Source organism: Janthinobacterium leeuwenhoeki, assembly GCF_051380795.1.
Taxonomy (GTDB): Bacteria; Pseudomonadota; Gammaproteobacteria; order Burkholderiales; family Burkholderiaceae_D; genus Janthinobacterium.
In genome coordinates, this window is the sequence record NZ_JBNYXT010000008.1 from 46413 (window position 1) to 64257 (window position 17845).

14 protein-coding genes are annotated in these 17845 nt (G+C 63.5%); 12 read left to right on the forward strand and 2 right to left on the reverse strand.

Going from position 1 to position 17845, the window contains the following annotated elements; all coding sequences use genetic code 11:
• Positions 1-6 precede the first annotated feature (6 nt).
• From ACQ4WS_RS09510 to ACQ4WS_RS09530, 5 genes are all read left to right on the forward strand, one after another.
• Positions 7-1374, forward strand: coding sequence for an NAD(P)-dependent oxidoreductase (locus ACQ4WS_RS09510; protein ID WP_436475675.1), 1368 nt, complete (start codon positions 7-9; stop codon positions 1372-1374).
• Positions 1374-2654, forward strand: coding sequence for an NAD-dependent dihydropyrimidine dehydrogenase subunit PreA (gene preA, locus ACQ4WS_RS09515; RefSeq protein WP_436475677.1), 1281 nt, complete (start codon positions 1374-1376; stop codon positions 2652-2654). The genes ACQ4WS_RS09510 and preA overlap by 1 nt, the downstream gene beginning before the upstream one ends.
• A gap of 122 nt (positions 2655-2776) precedes the next feature.
• On the forward strand, positions 2777-4261 hold the full coding sequence (locus ACQ4WS_RS09520; RefSeq protein WP_436475679.1) for an NCS1 family nucleobase:cation symporter-1: 1485 nt from the start codon (positions 2777-2779) through the stop codon (positions 4259-4261).
• Positions 4262-4277: 16 nt separating this feature from the next.
• A complete protein-coding gene (gene hydA / locus ACQ4WS_RS09525; RefSeq protein ID WP_436475681.1) occupies positions 4278-5669 on the forward strand; it encodes a dihydropyrimidinase in 1392 nt (463 codons plus the stop codon).
• A gap of 10 nt (positions 5670-5679) precedes the next feature.
• A complete protein-coding gene (locus tag ACQ4WS_RS09530) occupies positions 5680-6915 on the forward strand; it encodes a Zn-dependent hydrolase (protein ID WP_436475683.1) in 1236 nt (411 codons plus the stop codon).
• Between the two features lie 2 nt (positions 6916-6917).
• Here ACQ4WS_RS09530 and ACQ4WS_RS09535 read toward each other — a convergent pair whose 3' ends face one another.
• Both ACQ4WS_RS09535 and ACQ4WS_RS09540 read right to left on the reverse strand, forming a co-directional pair.
• Positions 6918-8672, reverse strand: coding sequence for an allantoate amidohydrolase (locus ACQ4WS_RS09535; RefSeq protein WP_436475685.1), 1755 nt, complete (start codon positions 8670-8672; stop codon positions 6918-6920).
• Positions 8673-8745: 73 nt separating this feature from the next.
• Positions 8746-9684 (reverse strand): LysR family transcriptional regulator, encoded by a 939-nt coding sequence (locus ACQ4WS_RS09540; protein ID WP_034754583.1) that lies wholly within the window; start codon positions 9682-9684, stop codon positions 8746-8748.
• Positions 9685-9815: 131 nt separating this feature from the next.
• Here ACQ4WS_RS09540 and ACQ4WS_RS09545 point away from each other — a divergent pair, with 131 nt between their 5' ends.
• The 7 genes from ACQ4WS_RS09545 to ACQ4WS_RS09575 all read left to right on the forward strand — a co-directional run bounded on the left by ACQ4WS_RS09545 (position 9816) and on the right by ACQ4WS_RS09575 (position 17790).
• Complete coding sequence (locus tag ACQ4WS_RS09545; RefSeq protein WP_436475688.1) at positions 9816-11042, forward strand: urate hydroxylase PuuD; 1227 nt, start codon at positions 9816-9818, stop codon at positions 11040-11042.
• Complete coding sequence (locus ACQ4WS_RS09550) at positions 11039-12271, forward strand: M20/M25/M40 family metallo-hydrolase (protein ID WP_436475690.1); 1233 nt, start codon at positions 11039-11041, stop codon at positions 12269-12271. Before ACQ4WS_RS09545 ends, ACQ4WS_RS09550 begins: the two co-directional genes overlap by 4 nt.
• A gap of 63 nt (positions 12272-12334) precedes the next feature.
• Positions 12335-13696, forward strand: a complete 1362-nt coding sequence (locus ACQ4WS_RS09555; protein ID WP_436475692.1) for an amidase — start codon at positions 12335-12337, stop codon at positions 13694-13696.
• Positions 13697-13825: 129 nt separating this feature from the next.
• Entirely contained in the window at positions 13826-15118 is a 1293-nt protein-coding gene (locus ACQ4WS_RS09560; RefSeq protein ID WP_436475694.1) for a paraquat-inducible protein A, read from the forward strand.
• Positions 15111-16742, forward strand: a complete 1632-nt coding sequence (locus tag ACQ4WS_RS09565) for a PqiB family protein (protein ID WP_436475695.1) — start codon at positions 15111-15113, stop codon at positions 16740-16742. Before ACQ4WS_RS09560 ends, ACQ4WS_RS09565 begins: the two co-directional genes overlap by 8 nt.
• Positions 16739-17335: a PqiC family protein gene (locus ACQ4WS_RS09570; protein WP_436475697.1), complete on the forward strand. Its 597-nt coding sequence runs from the start codon at positions 16739-16741 to the stop codon at positions 17333-17335. Before ACQ4WS_RS09565 ends, ACQ4WS_RS09570 begins: the two co-directional genes overlap by 4 nt.
• A gap of 47 nt (positions 17336-17382) precedes the next feature.
• Positions 17383-17790 carry a DUF2946 domain-containing protein gene (locus ACQ4WS_RS09575; protein ID WP_436475699.1) on the forward strand — a complete coding sequence of 136 codons (408 nt, stop codon included), beginning with the start codon at positions 17383-17385 and terminating at the stop codon, positions 17788-17790.
• Positions 17791-17845 lie beyond the last annotated feature (55 nt).

Below are 17845 nucleotides of genomic sequence, written 5' to 3' on the forward strand. Positions count from 1 at the left end.
AACGCGATGATCGAGTCCCTGAACTATTTGCCGCATCCCGCCCTGCCCAACGAGGAATTGGCGGGCCATTTCACGGACCTGGCGCCGCCCCTGACGGCGCGCCAGGCGGCCATCGAAAGCGCCCGCTGCCTGTATTGCTACGACGCGCCGTGCAGCCGTATCTGTCCGTCGGAAATCGACGTGGCCAGCTTCATCCGCAACATCCACGACAAGAACATCAACGGCGCCGCCGCCGGCATCCTGAAACAGAATATCCTCGGCGGCAGCTGCGCCCGCGTCTGCCCCACGGAAATCCTGTGCGAAGACGTCTGCGTGCGCAACCACGACGCGGAAGGCCAGCCGGTGAAAATCGGTCTCTTGCAGCGCTACGCCGTCGACCACATGCACTTTGCCAGCCACCCGTTCAGGCGGGCGGCCGCCACGGGCAAGACGATAGCCATCGTCGGCGCGGGACCGGCGGGACTGTCGTGCGCGCACCGCCTGGCCATGCTGGGCCACGACGTGGTGATCTTTGAAAAGGAAGGCAAGGCAGGCGGCTTGAATGAATACGGTATTGCCAAATACAAGCTGACGGACGACTTCGCGCAAAAGGAAATCGACTTCCTGCTGGACATCGGCGGCATCGAGATCCGATGTCGCCAGGCGCTGGGCGAGGACCTGCAGCTGCGCGACTTGCACGCGCAGTACGATGCCGTCTTCCTCGGCCTGGGCCTGGGCGCCAGCCGCAAGCTGGGCCTGACGGGCGAAGACGCTCCTGGCTTGCTGGCCGCCGTCGACTACATCAGCGCGCTGCGCCAGGCCGATGACCTGACCGCGCTGCCCGTGCCGAAACGCGCGATTGTGATTGGCGCCGGTAATACGGCCATCGACATGGCCGTGCAAATCCAGCGGCTGGGCGCCGAGGAAGTCACCTTGGTGTACCGGCGCGGCTTTGAGGCCATGACGGCCACCCACCATGAACAGGATATCGCCAAGGCCAACCAGGTGCGCATGCTGACCTGGGCCCAGCCGCAGCAGGTGCTGCTCGATACTGCCGGCAAGGTCGCCGGCATGCGCTTCGAGAAGACGCGGATGCAGGGCACGCGTTTGGCGGGCACGGGTGAAACGTTTGACGTGGCGGCCGACGCCATCTTCAAGGCCATCGGCCAGAGTCTCGACACCGGCATGCTGCATGATCCGATGGCGTCGCTGCTGCAGCGCGAAGGCGACAAGATCGCCGTCGATGCAGGTTTTCGCACGGTGCTGCCGGGGATCTACGCGGGCGGCGACTGCGTGGCGCCGGGGCAGGACTTGACGGTGCAAGCCGTCCAGCATGGCAAGCTGGCCGCACTGGCCATCCATTCCGATTTCCTGAATAAAGTGGAGGCTGCATAATGGCTGATCTCAGCATCGATTTTTGCGGCATCAAGGCGCCGAATCCTTTCTGGCTGGCCTCTGCGCCACCCACCGACAAGGCCTACAACGTGGTGCGCGCGTTCGAAGCGGGGTGGGGCGGCGTCGTGTGGAAAACGCTGGGTGAAGACCCGGCGGCCGTCAACGTCTCGTCGCGCTATTCGGCCCTGTATGGCAAGAACCGCGAAGTGGTGGGCTTCAATAACATCGAACTCATTACTGACCGTTCGCTGGAGATCAACCTGCGCGAAATCACGCAGGTGAAAAAGGACTGGCCGGACCGCGCCATGATCGTCTCCCTGATGCTGCCCTGCGAAGAGCATTACTGGGCCGACATCCTGCCCAAGGTCGAGGCGACAGGAGCGGACGGTATCGAGCTCAATTTCGGCTGCCCGCACGGCATGCCGGAGCGGGGCATGGGCGCGGCCGTGGGCCAGGTACCCGAATATGTGCAAATGGTCACCGCCTGGTGCAAGAAGCACAGCCGTCTTCCAGTCATTGTCAAGCTCACGCCCAACATCACGGACGTGCGCATGCCGGCGCGCGCGGCCAAGGCGGGTGGCGCGGATGCCGTCTCGCTGATCAATACCATCAACTCGATCACCTCGCTGGACCTGGATCGCATGGTGGCCTTGCCCATCGTGGGCGGCGCCAGCACACACGGCGGCTATTGCGGGTCTGCCGTCAAACCGATCGCGCTGAACATGGTGGCGGAAATCGCCCGCGATCCGCAGACGCGCGGCTTGCCTATTTCCGGCATCGGCGGCATCGGCAACTGGCGCGACGCGGCCGAATTTCTCGCCCTGGGCGCCGGCTGCGTGCAAGTGTGCACGGCGGCCATGCTGCATGGTTTCCGCATCGTCGAAGAGATGAAGGATGGCTTGTCGCGCTGGATGGACGAGAAGGGCTACGAGCGCATCAGCGATTTTTCCGGCAAGGCCGTGGCCAACACGACGGACTGGAAATATCTGGACATGAATTACCAGGTCATCGCGCAGATCAACCAGGACGACTGCATCAAATGCGGCAAGTGCTACGTGGCTTGCGAAGACACGTCGCACCAGTCGATTGCACAACTGATCGACGCCGCCGGCACGCGCACGTATGAGGTGATCAAGGAAGAATGCGTGGGCTGCAACCTGTGCGAAATCACCTGCCCGGTGCAGGGCTGCATCACGATGGTGCCGCAGGCCACGGGCAAGCCGTACATGAACTGGACGCAGGATCCGCGCAACCCTCGGGCATTGGCGGAGTCGGCATAGGGCACGTTTTTTGCGTGCGTTATATTTGTAAACAGCGGCTGGCCTTTGCGGTAAGCTAGATTGACTTAAAAGTCGAGCCGTTTCTATAAAACCGATCCCCTCCCAACCGATGGAGCATACCTGTGAACCACGACTATTCAGGCAACACGCAACTCTGGAATGAAGACCTGGCGCCCACCACGGCGGCGCAGCGCACCTGGCGCTGGTATCACTTCGCCGCCCTGTGGGTCGGCATGGTGATGTGTATTCCCGCCTACACCCTGTCGGCTAGCCTGATCGACAGCGGCATGTCCGGTTACCAGGCCGTGCTCACGGTATTTCTCGCCAACGCCATCGTGCTCTTGCCCATGCTCCTGATCGGCCATGCGGGCACCAAGTACGGTATCCCGTATGCCGTGCTGGCGCGCGCCTCGTTCGGCACCATGGGCGCGCGCTTGCCGGCCCTGATGCGCGCCGTCGTCGCCTGCGGCTGGTATGGCATCCAGACCTGGTTCGGCGGCCAGATGATCTACACCCTGATGGGCGTGTTGGTGGGCCATGAACTGGGCGGCGAGAAGATCGCGGGCCTGGGCATCAACGGCAGCCAGCTGCTGTGCTTTCTGGCTTTCTGGGCCATCCAGTTCTATTACATCCTGCACGGCATGGAATCGATCCGCAAGCTCGAAACCTACACGGCACCCTTGAAAATTCTCATCTGCTTCGTGCTGCTGTACTGGGTGCACAGCAAGGCCGGCGGCGTGGGCAGCCTGCTGGACCAGCCATCGCAATTCATCCCGGGCGGTAAGAAGGCGGGCCAGTTCTGGAGCGTCTTCTGGCCATCGTTGACAGCCATGGTGGGTTTCTGGGCCACCCTGGCATTGAACATTCCCGACTTCACGCGCTTCGCCAAGACGCAGCGCGACCAGGTGATCGGCCAGTCCATCGGCTTGCCCGTACCTATGGGATTGCTGGCCATGCTGGCCGTGATCGTCACTGCCGGCTCCGTGGTCATGTATGGCAAGGCCATATGGGACCCCGTCGACCTGGCCAGCCGCATGACGGGCGCCGCCGTGCTGGTCGCCCTGATCATCCTCCTGATCGACACGGTCAGCGTCAACTTGGCGGCCAACCTGGTGGGACCCGCGTATGACTTTTCCTCGTTGGCACCCAAGCAGATTTCGTACAAGATGGGTGGCTACATCACGGCCTTCATCGCCATTGTCATGATGCCGTGGAAGGTGCTTGAATCGACGCAGGGCTATATCTTCACGTGGCTGATCGGCTACTCGGCCCTGCTGGGGCCCATCGCCGGCATCCTCATCGTCGACTACTACTTTGTGCGCAAGACGCAGCTCGACGTCAAGCAGCTGTACCGCGACGACGGCGTCTACTCGTATGGCAATGGCTGGAACATGGCGGCGCTGATCGCCTTTGTCATCGCCGTGCTGCCGAACATCCCGGGCTTTTTGAACGCGGCCTTTCCCACGGCGTTTCCCGGCGTGGCCGAAGGCTTTAAAACCATTTATACCTACGCCTGGTTCGTGGGCGTGGCCATCGCCGCCGTCGTCTACGGCGTCATGATGAAGGGCAAGGCCGTGGCGCACGTGCAGCAGGCGCCGCAGTCGTAATCACAAAGGAGACAAGATGACTACACTGATACGTGGCGGTACTGTCGTCAACGCCGACCGCGCCTTCCGCGCCGATGTGCTGATCGAGGGTGATACCATCGCCGCCGTCGGCGAGAACCTTTTGGCACCCGCCGGCGCCAACGTGATCGACGCGGGCGGCCTGTACGTGATGCCGGGCGGGATAGATACCCACACGCACATGAACCTGCCCTTCATGGGCACCGTGACGTCGGATGATTTTTTCACGGGCACGGCGGCGGGACTGGCAGGCGGCACCACCACCATCATGGACTTCGTCATTCCCGCACCGAAGCAGTCGCTGATCGAGGCCTATCACCAGTGGCGGGAATGGTCGGCCAAGGCGGCCGGCGACTATACCTTCCACGTAGCGATCACCTGGTGGAGCGAGCAGGTACATGAAGAGATGGGCACCCTCGTGCGCGAGCATGGCGTGAACAGCTTCAAGCATTTCATGGCGTATAAAAACGCCATTATGGCCGACGATGAAACCCTGGTAAAAAGTTTTACCCGCTCGCTGGAACTGGGGGCATTGCCCACCGTGCATGCGGAAAACGGCGAGCTGGTATTCCAGTTGCAGCAGGCGCTGCTCAAGAAGGGCATCACGGGGCCGCAGGCGCATCCCCTGTCCCGTCCTCCTGCCGTGGAGGCAGAGGCGGCCAACCGCGCCATTGCCATCGCCAATGTTTTGAATACCCCCGTGTACATCGTGCACGTCTCGTGCGCCGAGTCGCTCGACGCCATCACGCGTGCGCGCGCCAATGGCCAGCGCGTGTATGGCGAAGCGCTGGCTGGCCATCTGGTGATCGACGACAGCGTCTATCAGAGTGATGATTTCGACTACGTGGCGGGCCACGTCATGAGCCCGCCGTTTCGCGGCAAGCACCATCAGGCGGCCCTGTGGCACGGCCTGCAAAGCGGCAACCTGCACACGACTGCCACCGACCACTGCACCTTTTGCGCCGAGCAGAAGGCGGCCGGCAAGGACGACTTCACGCGCATCCCGAACGGCTGCGGCGGCGTCGAGGAACGCATGGCCGTCGTGTGGGATGCGGGTGTCAATTCCGGCATGCTGACGCCCTCCGAATTCGTCAAGGTATCGTCGACCAATGCGGCGCAGATCTTCAATATGTATCCGCGCAAGGGTGTCATCGCCGTAGGCAGCGACGCCGACATCGTGCTGTGGGATCCGCAGGGCAGGCGCACCATTTCCGCCGCCACGCAGTTCGCCAAAGGGGGCTTCAACGTCTTCGAAGGACGCACCGTGCGCGGCGTCCCCAGTACCACGATTGCCGCCGGCAAGGTGGTCTTCCACAAGGGCGAATTGATGGCCGTCGAAGGGGCGGGGCGCTATGTCGAACGGCCCGCGTTTTCCGCCACCACGGTATAAGGAGTTGACGATGGATGAATTGCGTATCAATGGCGAGCGCCTGTGGGCGGCCCTGATGGAACTGGCGCAGATCGGCGCGACAGTGAAGGGCGGCGTCAAGCGCCTGGCCCTGACTGACCTGGATAAACAGGGGCGCGACCTGGTGGTGCGCTGGGGCCGGGAGGCGGGCATGAGCATCACCATCGACCAGATCGGCAATGTCTTCATGCGCCGCGACGGCACGGACAATACCCTGCCGCCCGTGATGACGGGCAGCCATATCGATACGCAACCCACGGGCGGCAAGTTCGATGGCAATTACGGCGTGCTGGCGGGCCTGGAAGTGGTGCGTACCCTGAACGACCTCAATATCAAGACGCGATCGCCCATCGAGGTGGCGTTCTGGACCAACGAGGAAGGCTCGCGTTTCGTACCCGTGATGATGGGTTCCGGCGTATTTTGCGGTGCCTTCTCGCTCGAAACGGCCTACGCGGCCAAGGACACGGAGGGGAAAACGGTGGGTGAGGAGCTGGCGCGCATCGGATACAAGGGCGACCAGGTGCCGGGCGACCATCCCATCGGCGCCTATTTTGAAACGCATATCGAGCAGGGCCCCGTGCTGGAAGACGCCGATAAAGTCATCGGCGTGGTGCCTGCCGTGATGGGACTGTCATGGTACGACTGCGTGGTGACGGGCATGGAAGCGCATGCGGGACCCACGCCCATGGGCCTGCGCAAGGATGCGCTGCAGGTGGCCACCAGCATCATGCAGGAGGTCGTCGCCATTGCCAACCGCTACCCGCCGTATGGACGCGGCACGGTGGGCATGGTGCAGGTCTTCCCGAACAGCCGCAACGTGATTCCCGGTGAAGTTAAATTCAGCATCGACCTGCGCAATGTGAACGACGAACTGCTCAACACCATGCATGGCGAGATCACGGCCTTTATCGACGCCACGCGCACCGGTACGGGACTGGATATATCTCTTGAACGGGTGTCCTATTACCCGCCATGCCCGTTCCACCCCGATTGCGTGGGCGCCGTGCGCAACGCCACGGCAAAGCTGGGATACTCCGTGATGGACGTGGTGTCCGGCGCCGGCCACGACGCCATCTACGCGGCCCGGCTGGCGCCGGCCGGCATGATCTTCGTGCCGTGCAAGGACGGCATCAGCCACAATGAAATCGAAGACGCCAAGCCCGAGCACCTGGAAGCTGGCTGCAACGTGCTGCTGCACGCGATGCTGGAGCGGGCGGTGGCTGTGTAACCTTACGGCTTGGGTTGGTAATTGCGCAAAAAAGCCAGCAGCGCGCGCGCCGCGATGTCGGCGTCGTCGGCCGTCATGGTTTCCAGCGGGTTGTGGCTGATGCCGCCATTGCCGCAGCGGGTAAACAACATGGCCACGTCGGTGATGGCGGCCATGGACATGGCGTCGTGGCCGGCGCCCGATAGCAGCGCATACGGTGCTATGCCCACGGATTCCACGGCCTGCGCCAGCTGCGCCATCAGCCATGGCGCGCACGGCGCCGCATGCGCCGACAGCAGCAGCTCCAGCTGATAGTCGATCTGGCGCCGCGCGCAGATGGCGGCGATGCCGTCGAGAATATCGTCGACGGCCGTTTGGCGTACAGCATCGCTGGCGGCGCGGATATCGAGCGACAGGGTGCAGGCGCCGGCGATCACGTTGACGGAACCGTTAGGCACGTGCAGCTGCCCCACGGTGCCCACCAGCGCTTCGCCATGGCTGCAGCGCTGCTCCACCAGCAGGATGATTTCGGCCGCCGCGCTGGCCGCATCCTTGCGCATGGTCATGGGCGTGGTGCCTGCGTGGCTGGCCACGCCGCCAAGATTGACCAGGTAGCGCGAGCTGCCGGCAATCGCCGTGACGATCCCCAGCGGCAGGTCGCGCTCCAGCAGCACGGGGCCTTGTTCGATATGCACTTCCACATAGCCGAGCAAATCGGCCGGATCGCGCGCGATGGCGCCGATGGCGCTCGCCTCGTGACCGGCGGCGGCCAGCGCGTCGCGCATGCTCACGCCATCCGCATCGAGTTGCTCCAGCAGCGACACGTCGAACTTGCCCGTGACGGCCGTGCTGCCCAAAAACGTGCTCTTGAAACGCACGCCTTCCTCCTCGGCGAAGCCGACAATCTCGACGTGGAAGGGCAGCTTTTCGCCCCGCTCATGCAGATGGCGCACGACGGCGATCGGCAGCACGATGCCCAGCCGGCCGTCGTACTTGCCGCCGTTGCGCACCGTGTCGTAATGCGATCCCGTCATCAGCGTCTTTGCGCCTGGCGCGTCGGACAGATAGCGGCCGACCACATTGCCGACGGCGTCGATGTGCACCTGCATGCCAGCCTCCCGCATCCAGTCGGCCAGCTGCGCTGCCGTTTTCTGGTGCGCCGGCGTCAGGTAGGCGCAGGTCAGGTTGTAGTCGCTGTCGCTCCAGCCGGCCAGGGTTTCCGCCTGCTGCATGATGGCCGGGCCGAAGTCCAGGCGCACGTCGAACAGGTCGTTCAGGCGCAGTTCGGCGATGCGTTTGATCTGCCGCAGCGATTCGGCCAGTTCATCGGCGTGGCGGTTTTTCAGGCGCCGCGCAAACGTGGCGATGATGTCCTGGCGCGTCAAGCCTTCGCCCGTCGGACCCTTGACGGCCAGGATGAAGGGAAAGCCGAATTTGGCGTTGTACTCGCTGTTGAGGCGCTGCAGGGAGGCGAATTCGTCGGCACTGCACAGGTTCAGGCCGGACTTGGCCTGCTCGCGCGTCGACTCCGCCGTCAGCTGGCCCGCGATGGCGGCCTTGCCGGCCAGCTCGGGGTGGGCGCGTATCAGCCCCAGCTGCTCTTCGGGCGAGGCTTGCGCCAGCACGCGCTGCAGTTCCGTCTTGAGTGCCGTCAGGCTGGCGAACGGCCGGGCGGGCGCCGCTCGCTGGGCGATCCAGGGCGAATGTTCGTAGATACCGTGCAGGTGGGCGATAAAATCGGCCTGGCTGCCGGCGTTCAGGTCTGAAAGGGTGGTCATTGTTTTCCGATCATGCAAGCGGTGATGATAGCGCCCCGTTCCTGTCTCTATTATATGCGCGCGCTGATAGCGGCTATCGCTGCACCAGCGCCTTGGCCGCCGCGCTGACCTGGTCGCGCAGCCATTTGTGCTCGGGCGCCTGGTGCACGCGCTGGTGCCACAACTGGTAAAAACGCATGGGTGGGAATTTCAAGGGCACGGTATACGTTTTCAGCGGCAGGGTTTTTTCATAGAAGCGCATGAATTGCCGGCCCGTGGTGAGCACCAGGTCCGTCTGCGTCAGCATGTAGGGGATCAGGCCGAAATACGCCGATTCCACCACCACGTTGCGCTGCAGGTTTTGCCGTTCGAGGAAGGAATCGATCACGCCGTGGTAGCCGGGCATCATCTGCGACGGCGCCACGTGAGGCAGACTCAGATAATCGTCGAGTGTCATGGCATCGCTGGCCGTGCGCCGCGCATAGGCGTTTTCCGCATGCATGGCGCAGATGATGGGGTCTTCAAACAGTTTCGAGATATGCAGATGCGCGGGCGGCTCGTCCCAGTTGGCGATGACCAGGTCCAGGCCTCCATCGGAGAGTTGGCGGATATGGTCGATGCCCGGCCCCAGGCTGTGCAGCACGACGCGGCTTTTCGGTGAACCTCGGCGCAGCAGGGCCACCACGTTGGGCAGGAACTGGCTGTCCAGGTAGTCGGGCGCGGCGATATGGAAGGTACGCGCCTCTTCCTGCGCCACGAACGGCGTCTTCTTGACGAACAGGCTCTCCGTCTGGTCGAGGATGCGCTTGGCCGGATTGAGCAGGCTTTCGCCATGCTGGGTCGGCACCATGCCGCGCGCGCCGCGTACCAGCAGCGGGTCGCCCGTCAATTCGCGCAGCTTGCGCAAGGAGGCGGAAATCGAAGGCTGCGGCTGATTGAGTTTGAGCGCCACGCGCGAGACATTCTTTTCCACCAGCAGCAGGTAGAGGATGCGGATCAGGTGCAGGTCGAGGTGTTGCGGCAGGCTGGACATGTGGCGGCGGCTCTGTTGTATATCGATTTGAATATGTCAAATATACGATATTTTTCATGTGATGGGCGGTAAATCCGTTTATCTTGTGTAGATTGGCACGAATATGGCTTCGGTCTGACTAGAGGAAATTTATGGAAGTATTTGCCTACCTGATCCCGTACGGCCTGGAGTGGCTGAACCTGATCGTCCGCTGGCTGCACGTCATCACGGGCATCGCCTGGATCGGTGCTTCCTTTTATTTCGTCTGGCTCGACAACTCGATACGCCCGCCCGCGCCCGGCTCCGAACTGGCGAAGAAAGGCGTGGCGGGGCAATTGTGGGCCGTGCATGGCGGCGGTTTCTACAACCCGCAAAAATACCTGGTGGCGCCCGCCGAACTGCCGAAGGAACTGCACTGGTTCAAGTGGGAAGCGTATTCGACCTGGCTGTCCGGCTTTGCGCTCCTGACCATCGCCTACTACTTCAATGCGCAGGCCATGATGATCGACAAGGCCGTGGCCGATCTCTCCAGCGGGCAGGCCATCGGCATCGGCATCGCCACGCTCGTCATCGGCTGGACCGTGTACGACCTGCTGTGCCGTTCGAAGCTGGCGCAATATGAACTGTGGTTCGGCGTGACGGTGTTCGCGCTGATCGTCGGCGCCGCGTACGTGCTCACGCATTTGCTCAGCGGCCGCGCCGCCTATATCCACGTGGGCGCCATGATCGGCACCATCATGGTGGCCAATGTGCTGATGCTGATCATTCCCGGCCAGCGCAAGATGGTCGAAGCCATGGCGGCCGGCAAGCAGCCCGATCCCAAGCACGGCTTGAAGGCCAAGCAGCGCAGCGTGCATAACAATTATTTTACCTTGCCGGTGCTGTTCATCATGATCAGCAACCACTACGCGATGACTTATCGGAACGACCATGCCTGGCTGGTGCTGGCGCTGATCATGGCGGCCGGCGTTTTCATCCGCCACTTCTTCAACCTGCGCCACAAGGGCCGTGTCGAGTGGCGTTATCCGGCAATCGGCGTGGCCTTGCTGGTGGCCGTGGCCGTGGCCATCGCGCCGAAAGCGCCCGTGGCGGCGGTACCTGCGGTGGACCCTGCCGCGCAGTTCAAGAGCGTGCATGCCATCATCGCCCAGCGCTGCGCCACCTGCCATTCGGCCCAGCCCACGCAAGCGGGTTTCGCCACGGCGCCGGCCGGCATGATGCTGGATAATGAAACGGAAATCCGCCAGCATGCGGCGCAAATCTACAAGCAGGCCATCGAGCTGAAAGCCATGCCGATCGGTAACCTGACCAATATGACGGAGGCCGAGCGCAGCGAATTGGGCGCCTGGCTGCAACAGACCATGCAAGGAGCAAAATGACAACGCACGCGGAACGAATCACGGCCTGGATCGACGCACACTTCGACGAAGAAGTCGCATTTTTACAGAAGGTGGTGCAGCAGCCGACGGATACGCCGCCCGGCAATAACGCGCCCCACGCGGAACTGGTGGCGCAACTGCTGCAGGCGTATGGCTGGAACGCCGAAAAGCATGCGGTGCCTGCGGACCAGGTGGTGGCATATGGCATGCAAAGCATCACCAACCTGATCGTGCGCCGCCCGTATGCCGCAGGCGGGCCGACGGTGGCCCTGAATGCGCATGGCGACGTGGTGCCGCCCGGCGACAACTGGTCGTATCCGCCGTATGGCGGCCAGATCGACGGCGGCTATATGTATGGCCGCGCGACGGCCGTCTCGAAGGGCGATTTCGCCACCTATGTGTTTGCCGCGCGCGCGCTCGAAGCGCTGGGCGTGCCCTTAAAGGGGCAGTTGGAACTGCACTTTACCTACGACGAGGAATTCGGCGGCTTGCTGGGGCCGGGCTGGCTGCTGGAACAGCAGCTGACGAAGCCCGATTTCGTCATCGCAGCCGGTTTCAGCTACGGCATCGTCACGGCGCACAATGCCTGCCTGCAGCTGGAAATCACCGTGCATGGCAAGTCGGGCCACGGCTCCATGCCGGAGACGGGACATGACGCCCTGCAGGCGGCCAACAAGATCCTCAACGCCATCTACGGCCAGCTGCCGGAGCTGAAAAAGATCAAATCCAAGGTGGCGGGCATCGACTCGCCCACCATGCTGGTGGGCCGCATCGATGGCGGCACGAACACCAATGTGGTGCCGGGCAAGGTGGTCATGAAGATGGACCGGCGCATGATCCCGGAGGAAGACCCGGTAGCGGTGGAAGCGCAGGTACGCGCGCTGATCGAAGACGCCGTGCGCGGCGAACCTGGCATCCGCGTCGAAATCCGCCGCCTGCTGCTGTCGCACGCGCTGCGGCCCTTGCCCGGTTCCGAGCAGCTGGTCGCCAGCCTGCAGAAAAATGCGCAAGCCATCCTTGGCGAGACGATTCCTGCCGTCGGCACGCCCCTGTATGCGGATGCGCGCCTGTATGGCGAACGGGGCATACCCGCCGTGCTGTATGGCGCCGGCCCGCGCACGGTGCCCGAGTCGAATGCGAAAAAGGCCGATGAACGCCTGGCGCTCGATGATTTGCGCAAGGCCAGCAAGATCGTCGCCCTGACCCTGCTGGACTTCCTGGGCGCCTGACAGGGCGGCGACTATGCCGCTTGCATCCGGTAAGATGCATGCCTGGAAAATCGAGGAGGCAGCATGGAATTGACTGGCAAGACGACGATAAGGGAACTGGCGGCCGACCTGGCTGCCGGCCGCATCACCAGCGTGGAGCTGACGCAGCGCATGCTGGCGCGCGCCGAGGCGCACCGGGCGCAGGGTGGCCATGCTTATGTCAGCCTCGATGGAGAACAGGCGCTGATGGAAGCGCGCGCCAGCGATGCGGCGCGCGCGGCCGGCATCGTTGCCTCGCCCCTGGCCGGCGTGCCCATCTCGATCAAGGACCTGTTCGACGTCAGGGGGCAGGTCAGCAGCGCCGCCTCGCTGGCGCTGGCCGACGCGCCGCCCGCCGATGCCGATGCGCTTGCCGTGGCGCGCCTGCGCGCGGCCGGCGCCGTCCTGCTGGGCCGCACCAACATGAGCGAATTCGCATTTTCCGGCCTGGGCTTGAATCCCCACTACGGCACGCCGCGCAACCCGCTGGACCATGAACGTGTGGCGGGCGGTTCCACCTCGGGCGGCGCCGTCACGGTGGCCTTGGCGATGGCGGCCGGCGCGCTGGGCACGGACACGGGCGGCTCGATCCGCATCCCGTCCGCCTTTTGCGGCTTGACCGGCTTCAAGCCGACAGCGGCTTGCGTGCCGCTGGCCGGCACGGTGCCTTTGTCGCGCTCTCTCGACTCGGCTGGGCCCATTGCCCACAGCGTCGATTGCTGCGCCATTCTGTACGCAGCGCTGTCGGGCCATGACATCGGCGCCCAGGCGCCAGCCCTGAAAGGCTTGCGCTTCGGCTTTACGACTGATTATGTCGGTACGCATGTGGCGCCGCTGGTGCAGCAGGCTTTCGACGCCGCGCTGGACAAGCTGCGGCAAGCTGGCGCCCTGGTGGAGCAGTTCGATTTCCCCGAATTGCTGGAACTGCCGGCGATTAATGGCGGCGGGGGGCTTGTGGCGGCGGAAGCCTGGCACTGGCACCGGGTACTACTTGAAGAGAAGGGCGCGCAGTACGACCAGCGCGTTGCGGCGCGCATCCGCCGCGGCCAGCAGCAGGGCGCGTTTGACTACATCGATTTGCTCGATGCGCGCGCACGCCTGATCGGCGTTGCCCGGCGGCGTCTGGCGCCGTTCGACGCCTGGCTGATGCCCAGCGTGGCGATTCTAGCGCCGGAAGTCGCGCCCCTGGAAGCGGACGATGCCACTTTCTTTGCCACGAATGGCCTGGTGCTGCGCAATGCCAGCGTGATCAACTTCCTCGATGGTTGCGCGCTGTCGCTGCCTTGCCATGCCGACGGCGAGCTGCCCGTGGGGCTGGGCATTTGCGCCCTGGCCGGCGCCGACGATACAGTGCTGCAAATCGGCCGCGCCGTGGAGACCCTGTTGCAGGGGAGTGGAAAAGAATAATGCCGTAGTGCAGGAAAATGCCAACTCTGTCATGATGGCTGGCATTGACATGGGATAGTCGCGCTTTCCTGCGCTGGCAAACTTCACACTGTGCACAGATACGACCTGATTAGCTGTCATGACTGCGGCATGCTGTACCGCAAACGTCCGCTGCGTCCCCGCGAAAAGGCGCGCTGCATCCGTTGCCGCTCGGTGCTATATCGGGGCGGCCACGCGCGGGGCGCATCGGCCGAATTGACCAAGGTGGTGGCGCTGACCCTGGGCGCCGCCTTGGTCTTTTTAATCGCCCAGTTTTTCCCCATCGTCGAACTCGACGTCAATGGCCTCACTTCCAGCGCCACCTTGCTCGGTTCCATCCGCGTGCTGTGGTCTGAGCAGATGCACATCGTTGCGACGATGGTCTTCCTGTTTACCATTCTATTTCCCGCCATCGAACTCGGTTCCCTGCTGTATGTGGCGCTGGGTTTGCGCGGCGGCGTCAAGGTGCCGGGCTTCAACCGCGTGCTGCGCGCCGTGCAGACGGCGCGCGAATGGGGCATGACGGAGGTGCTGATGATCGGCATCCTGATCACCGTCGTCAAGATGACCAGCCTGGCCACGGTGCTGCCGCAACCGGGCTTGTTCGCGTTTGGCGCGCTGACCCTGATGCTGGCCATCGTCGTCTCGTTCGACCCGAAGGCCCTGTGGAACCTGGGCGACGACCTGACCCGGCAAGCGCTGCCCGGCATCCGCTACAAGGCCTTTGCACCGGGCGAGATGGTGCTGCCCTGCCATGCCTGCGGCCTGGTGGCGCCGCCCCTGGGCAAGGGCAAGCACCTGGCGTGCGTGCGCTGCGGCACGGCCCTGCATGTGCGCAAACCGGACAGCATCAACCGCACCTGGGCCTTGCTGATCGCCGCCATGATCCTCTACATTCCCGCCAACCTGCTGCCCGTGATGGTGACGTATTCCCTGTTTGGCGCACAAAACGACACCATCATGAGCGGCGTGGTGCTGTTCTGGACCAGCGGCTCGAAAGGCCTGGCCATCATCATTTTCGTCGCCAGCGTGGTCGTGCCCATGCTCAAGCTGGGTGTGTTGGCGCTGCTGGCGTTCACCGCGCAGCGGCGTTCGCGCTGGCGGCCACGCCAGCGCACCATTTTGTACCGCATGGTCGAATTCATCGGCCGCTGGTCCATGCTCGACATCTTCGTTGTCACCCTGACGGTGGCGCTGGTGCGCTTCAAGTCGCTGGCCGTGATCACGGCCGGTCCCGGCGCGCTGGCCTTTGGCGCCGTGGTGGTGCTGACCATGCTGGCGGCGATGCAGTTCGACCCGCGCCTGATCTGGGACCCCGTCGACGGACAGGTGCCTGGCGAGGAAGAACCCGTGGTGGTGGCAAATACCGGAAACAATACAGTGATAGGAGAACAGCATGTCTGACAAAGAAGCGGGCGGCCTTGCCGAAACGGGGGATCGTCCCTTGCCGCAACCCGATGTGGAACAGGGCAGCCGCTGGCTGCCATCGCTGGTATGGCTCATTCCGCTGCTGGCCGCGCTGATCGGCGCCGGCCTGGCCGCCAAGTCCATTCTTGACCAGGGACCCACGGTGACGGTCAGCTTCAAGAGCGCCGAAGGCCTGGAGCCGGGCAAGACCAAGGTCAAATACAAGGATGTCGACATCGGCCAGGTACGCGCCATCACCCTCGGCGAGGACTTGAGCAAAGTGCTGGTGACGATCGACATGAGCAAGGAAGCGCGCCGTTTTGCTACAAACGATTCGCGCTTCTGGGTAGTGCGCCCGCAGATCGGCGCCAGCGGCGTGACAGGCCTGGGCACCTTGCTGTCGGGCGCCTACATCGGCGTCGATACGGGCAAGTCGGAGCAGAAGAAGGACAACTTCGTCGGCATGGAAAATCCGCCCGCCGTGGCCGGCGACCAGAAGGGCAAGCTGTACACCCTGCATGCGGACAGCCTCGGTTCCGTCGACGTGGGATCGCCGCTGTTCTTCCACCGCCTGCGCGTGGGCAAGGTGGTCAGCTTCGCGCTGGACAAGGATGGCAACGGCATCACCATGTCGGTGTTCGTGAACGCGCCGTATGACCAGTTCGTCGGAAAGAATGCGCGCTGGTGGCATGCCAGCGGCGTCGACGTGCGCCTCGATTCCAACGGCTTCAAATTGAATACGCAGTCCTTGGCCGCTATGCTGGTGGGCGGCATCGCCTTCGAGGCGGAAAATGGCCGCAAGCCCGAAGAACCGGCGCCGGCCAATACCAATTTCCGTCTGGCGGCCGACGAGGCGAGCGCCATGCGCGAACCCGATGGCGAGGCGATCACCACCGTGTTTTATTTCGACCAGTCGCTGCGCGGCTTGCAGCCTGGGGCCACGGTGGATTTCCGCGGCATCGTATTGGGTGAAGTGCGTTCGGTGGGCATCGAGTTCGATCCCGTAAAGAAGAACTTCCGCATGCCGGTCACCGTTAATCTGTATCCGGCGCGCTTGGGCATGCGTTTCAAGGCGGCCGTCGACGATGAAGAAGGCTCGGCCGGTCATCAGCTGCTCGAACGCATGGTCAGCCGTGGCTTGCGCGCCCAGCTGCGCACGGGTAACCTGCTTACCAGCCAGCTGTATATCGCGCTGGACTTCTTCCCGAAAGCACCGAAGGTGGCGCTGGACTTGAACAGGTATCCGCTGGAAGTGCCCACCGTACCGAATACCCTCGATGAATTGCAGACGCAGATCGCCAGTATCGCCCGCAAGCTCGATCAAGTGCCGTATGCGGAGATCGGCAACAACCTGAACGCCACGATCAAGCAGGCCAATACCCTGTTCAAGCAACTCGATGGCCAGGTGGTGCCGGAAATGCGCGATACCCTGACGGCGGCGAAGCAGACCTTCGGCACGGCCGAACAGGTGCTGCAAAAGGATTCGCCGCTGCAGTCGGACGTGCGCCAGGCCTTGCAGCAGCTGACGCAAACCCTGCAATCGCTGAACGCGCTGTCGGATTACCTGGAGCGTCACCCAGAGTCCCTGATCCGCGGTAAAAAAGGAGATGAAAAAAAATGATGAAACCGATTCTTTCCGCTCTGCTGGTGGCCAGCCTGCTGGGCGCCTGCTCCACGCCCCAGCCCGAGCATTTCTATACGCTCAGCGGCGGCGCCGACGCGCAGCCGGCCAAACCCGTCAAATACTATGTCGAGGTGCTGGCCGTCAGCGTGCCGCAGCAGGTGAGCCGTAACCAGTTTGTCGTGACGGCGCCATCGGGCCGGATCGAATTGCTGGAGCAGCAGCGCTGGGCGGGGCCACTGGCCGGCGAGATCGGCCAGGCCCTGTCGACGGCCGTGACGAACGACCTGGGCGCCATCGATGTGTTTCGCACGCCGCACCCCGACAACCTGCCCGTGTACCGCATCAGCACCAATGTGCAGCGTTTCGAGTCCGTGATGGGCCAGTATGCGCTGATCGACGCCGTGTGGAGCGTGCGCCAGCTTGCCAGCAGCAAGGTGCTCACTTGCCGCACGATAGCCAGTGAAAAAGTGGGCGTCGGCTACGATGAACTGGTGCTCGGTCATCGCCGCGCCGTGCACCGCATCGCCGCCGATACGGCGAGCGTGGTGCGCGCTTTTGACAACGGCAACGCCACCTGCCCGGCCGCCTGAGCGGCATTGCGCTACCCAGTCCCGGCGGCCGCTGGTAAAATGCGGCCATGGGAATGACCTTGTTCACGCGCCGCTTTGCCGCCTGGATCGCATGTTTCGCGATCCTGCTGGCGGCGCTTGCGCCGTCGATTTCCCAGGCCGTCGCCAACGCCAAGCAGCAGTCCGGCTCCGGCTGGGCGGAAATCTGCTCGGTGGCCGGCATTCGTTTTGTCCAGCTTGTCCAGGCCGATGATGGCGCCGCCGATGAAAAATCCGGCGGCAAGGCCATGCAGATGGAGCATTGCGCCTTCTGTTCCACGCATGCGGGTTCCGTCGGCCTGCCGCCGGCCAGCCCCATGCTGCCGCTGCCCGTCGCCAGCGGCACGGCCATTTTTCCGGCGCTGTACTACCAGTCCCCATCCCCGCTGTTCATCTGGTCCACCGCGCAGTCGCGCGCGCCGCCCATCTTCGTCTAAGTTTCTTTGCTTTTTCAATGCTGGCGCTGTCCACCTTGCGGTGTGACGCGCCGCA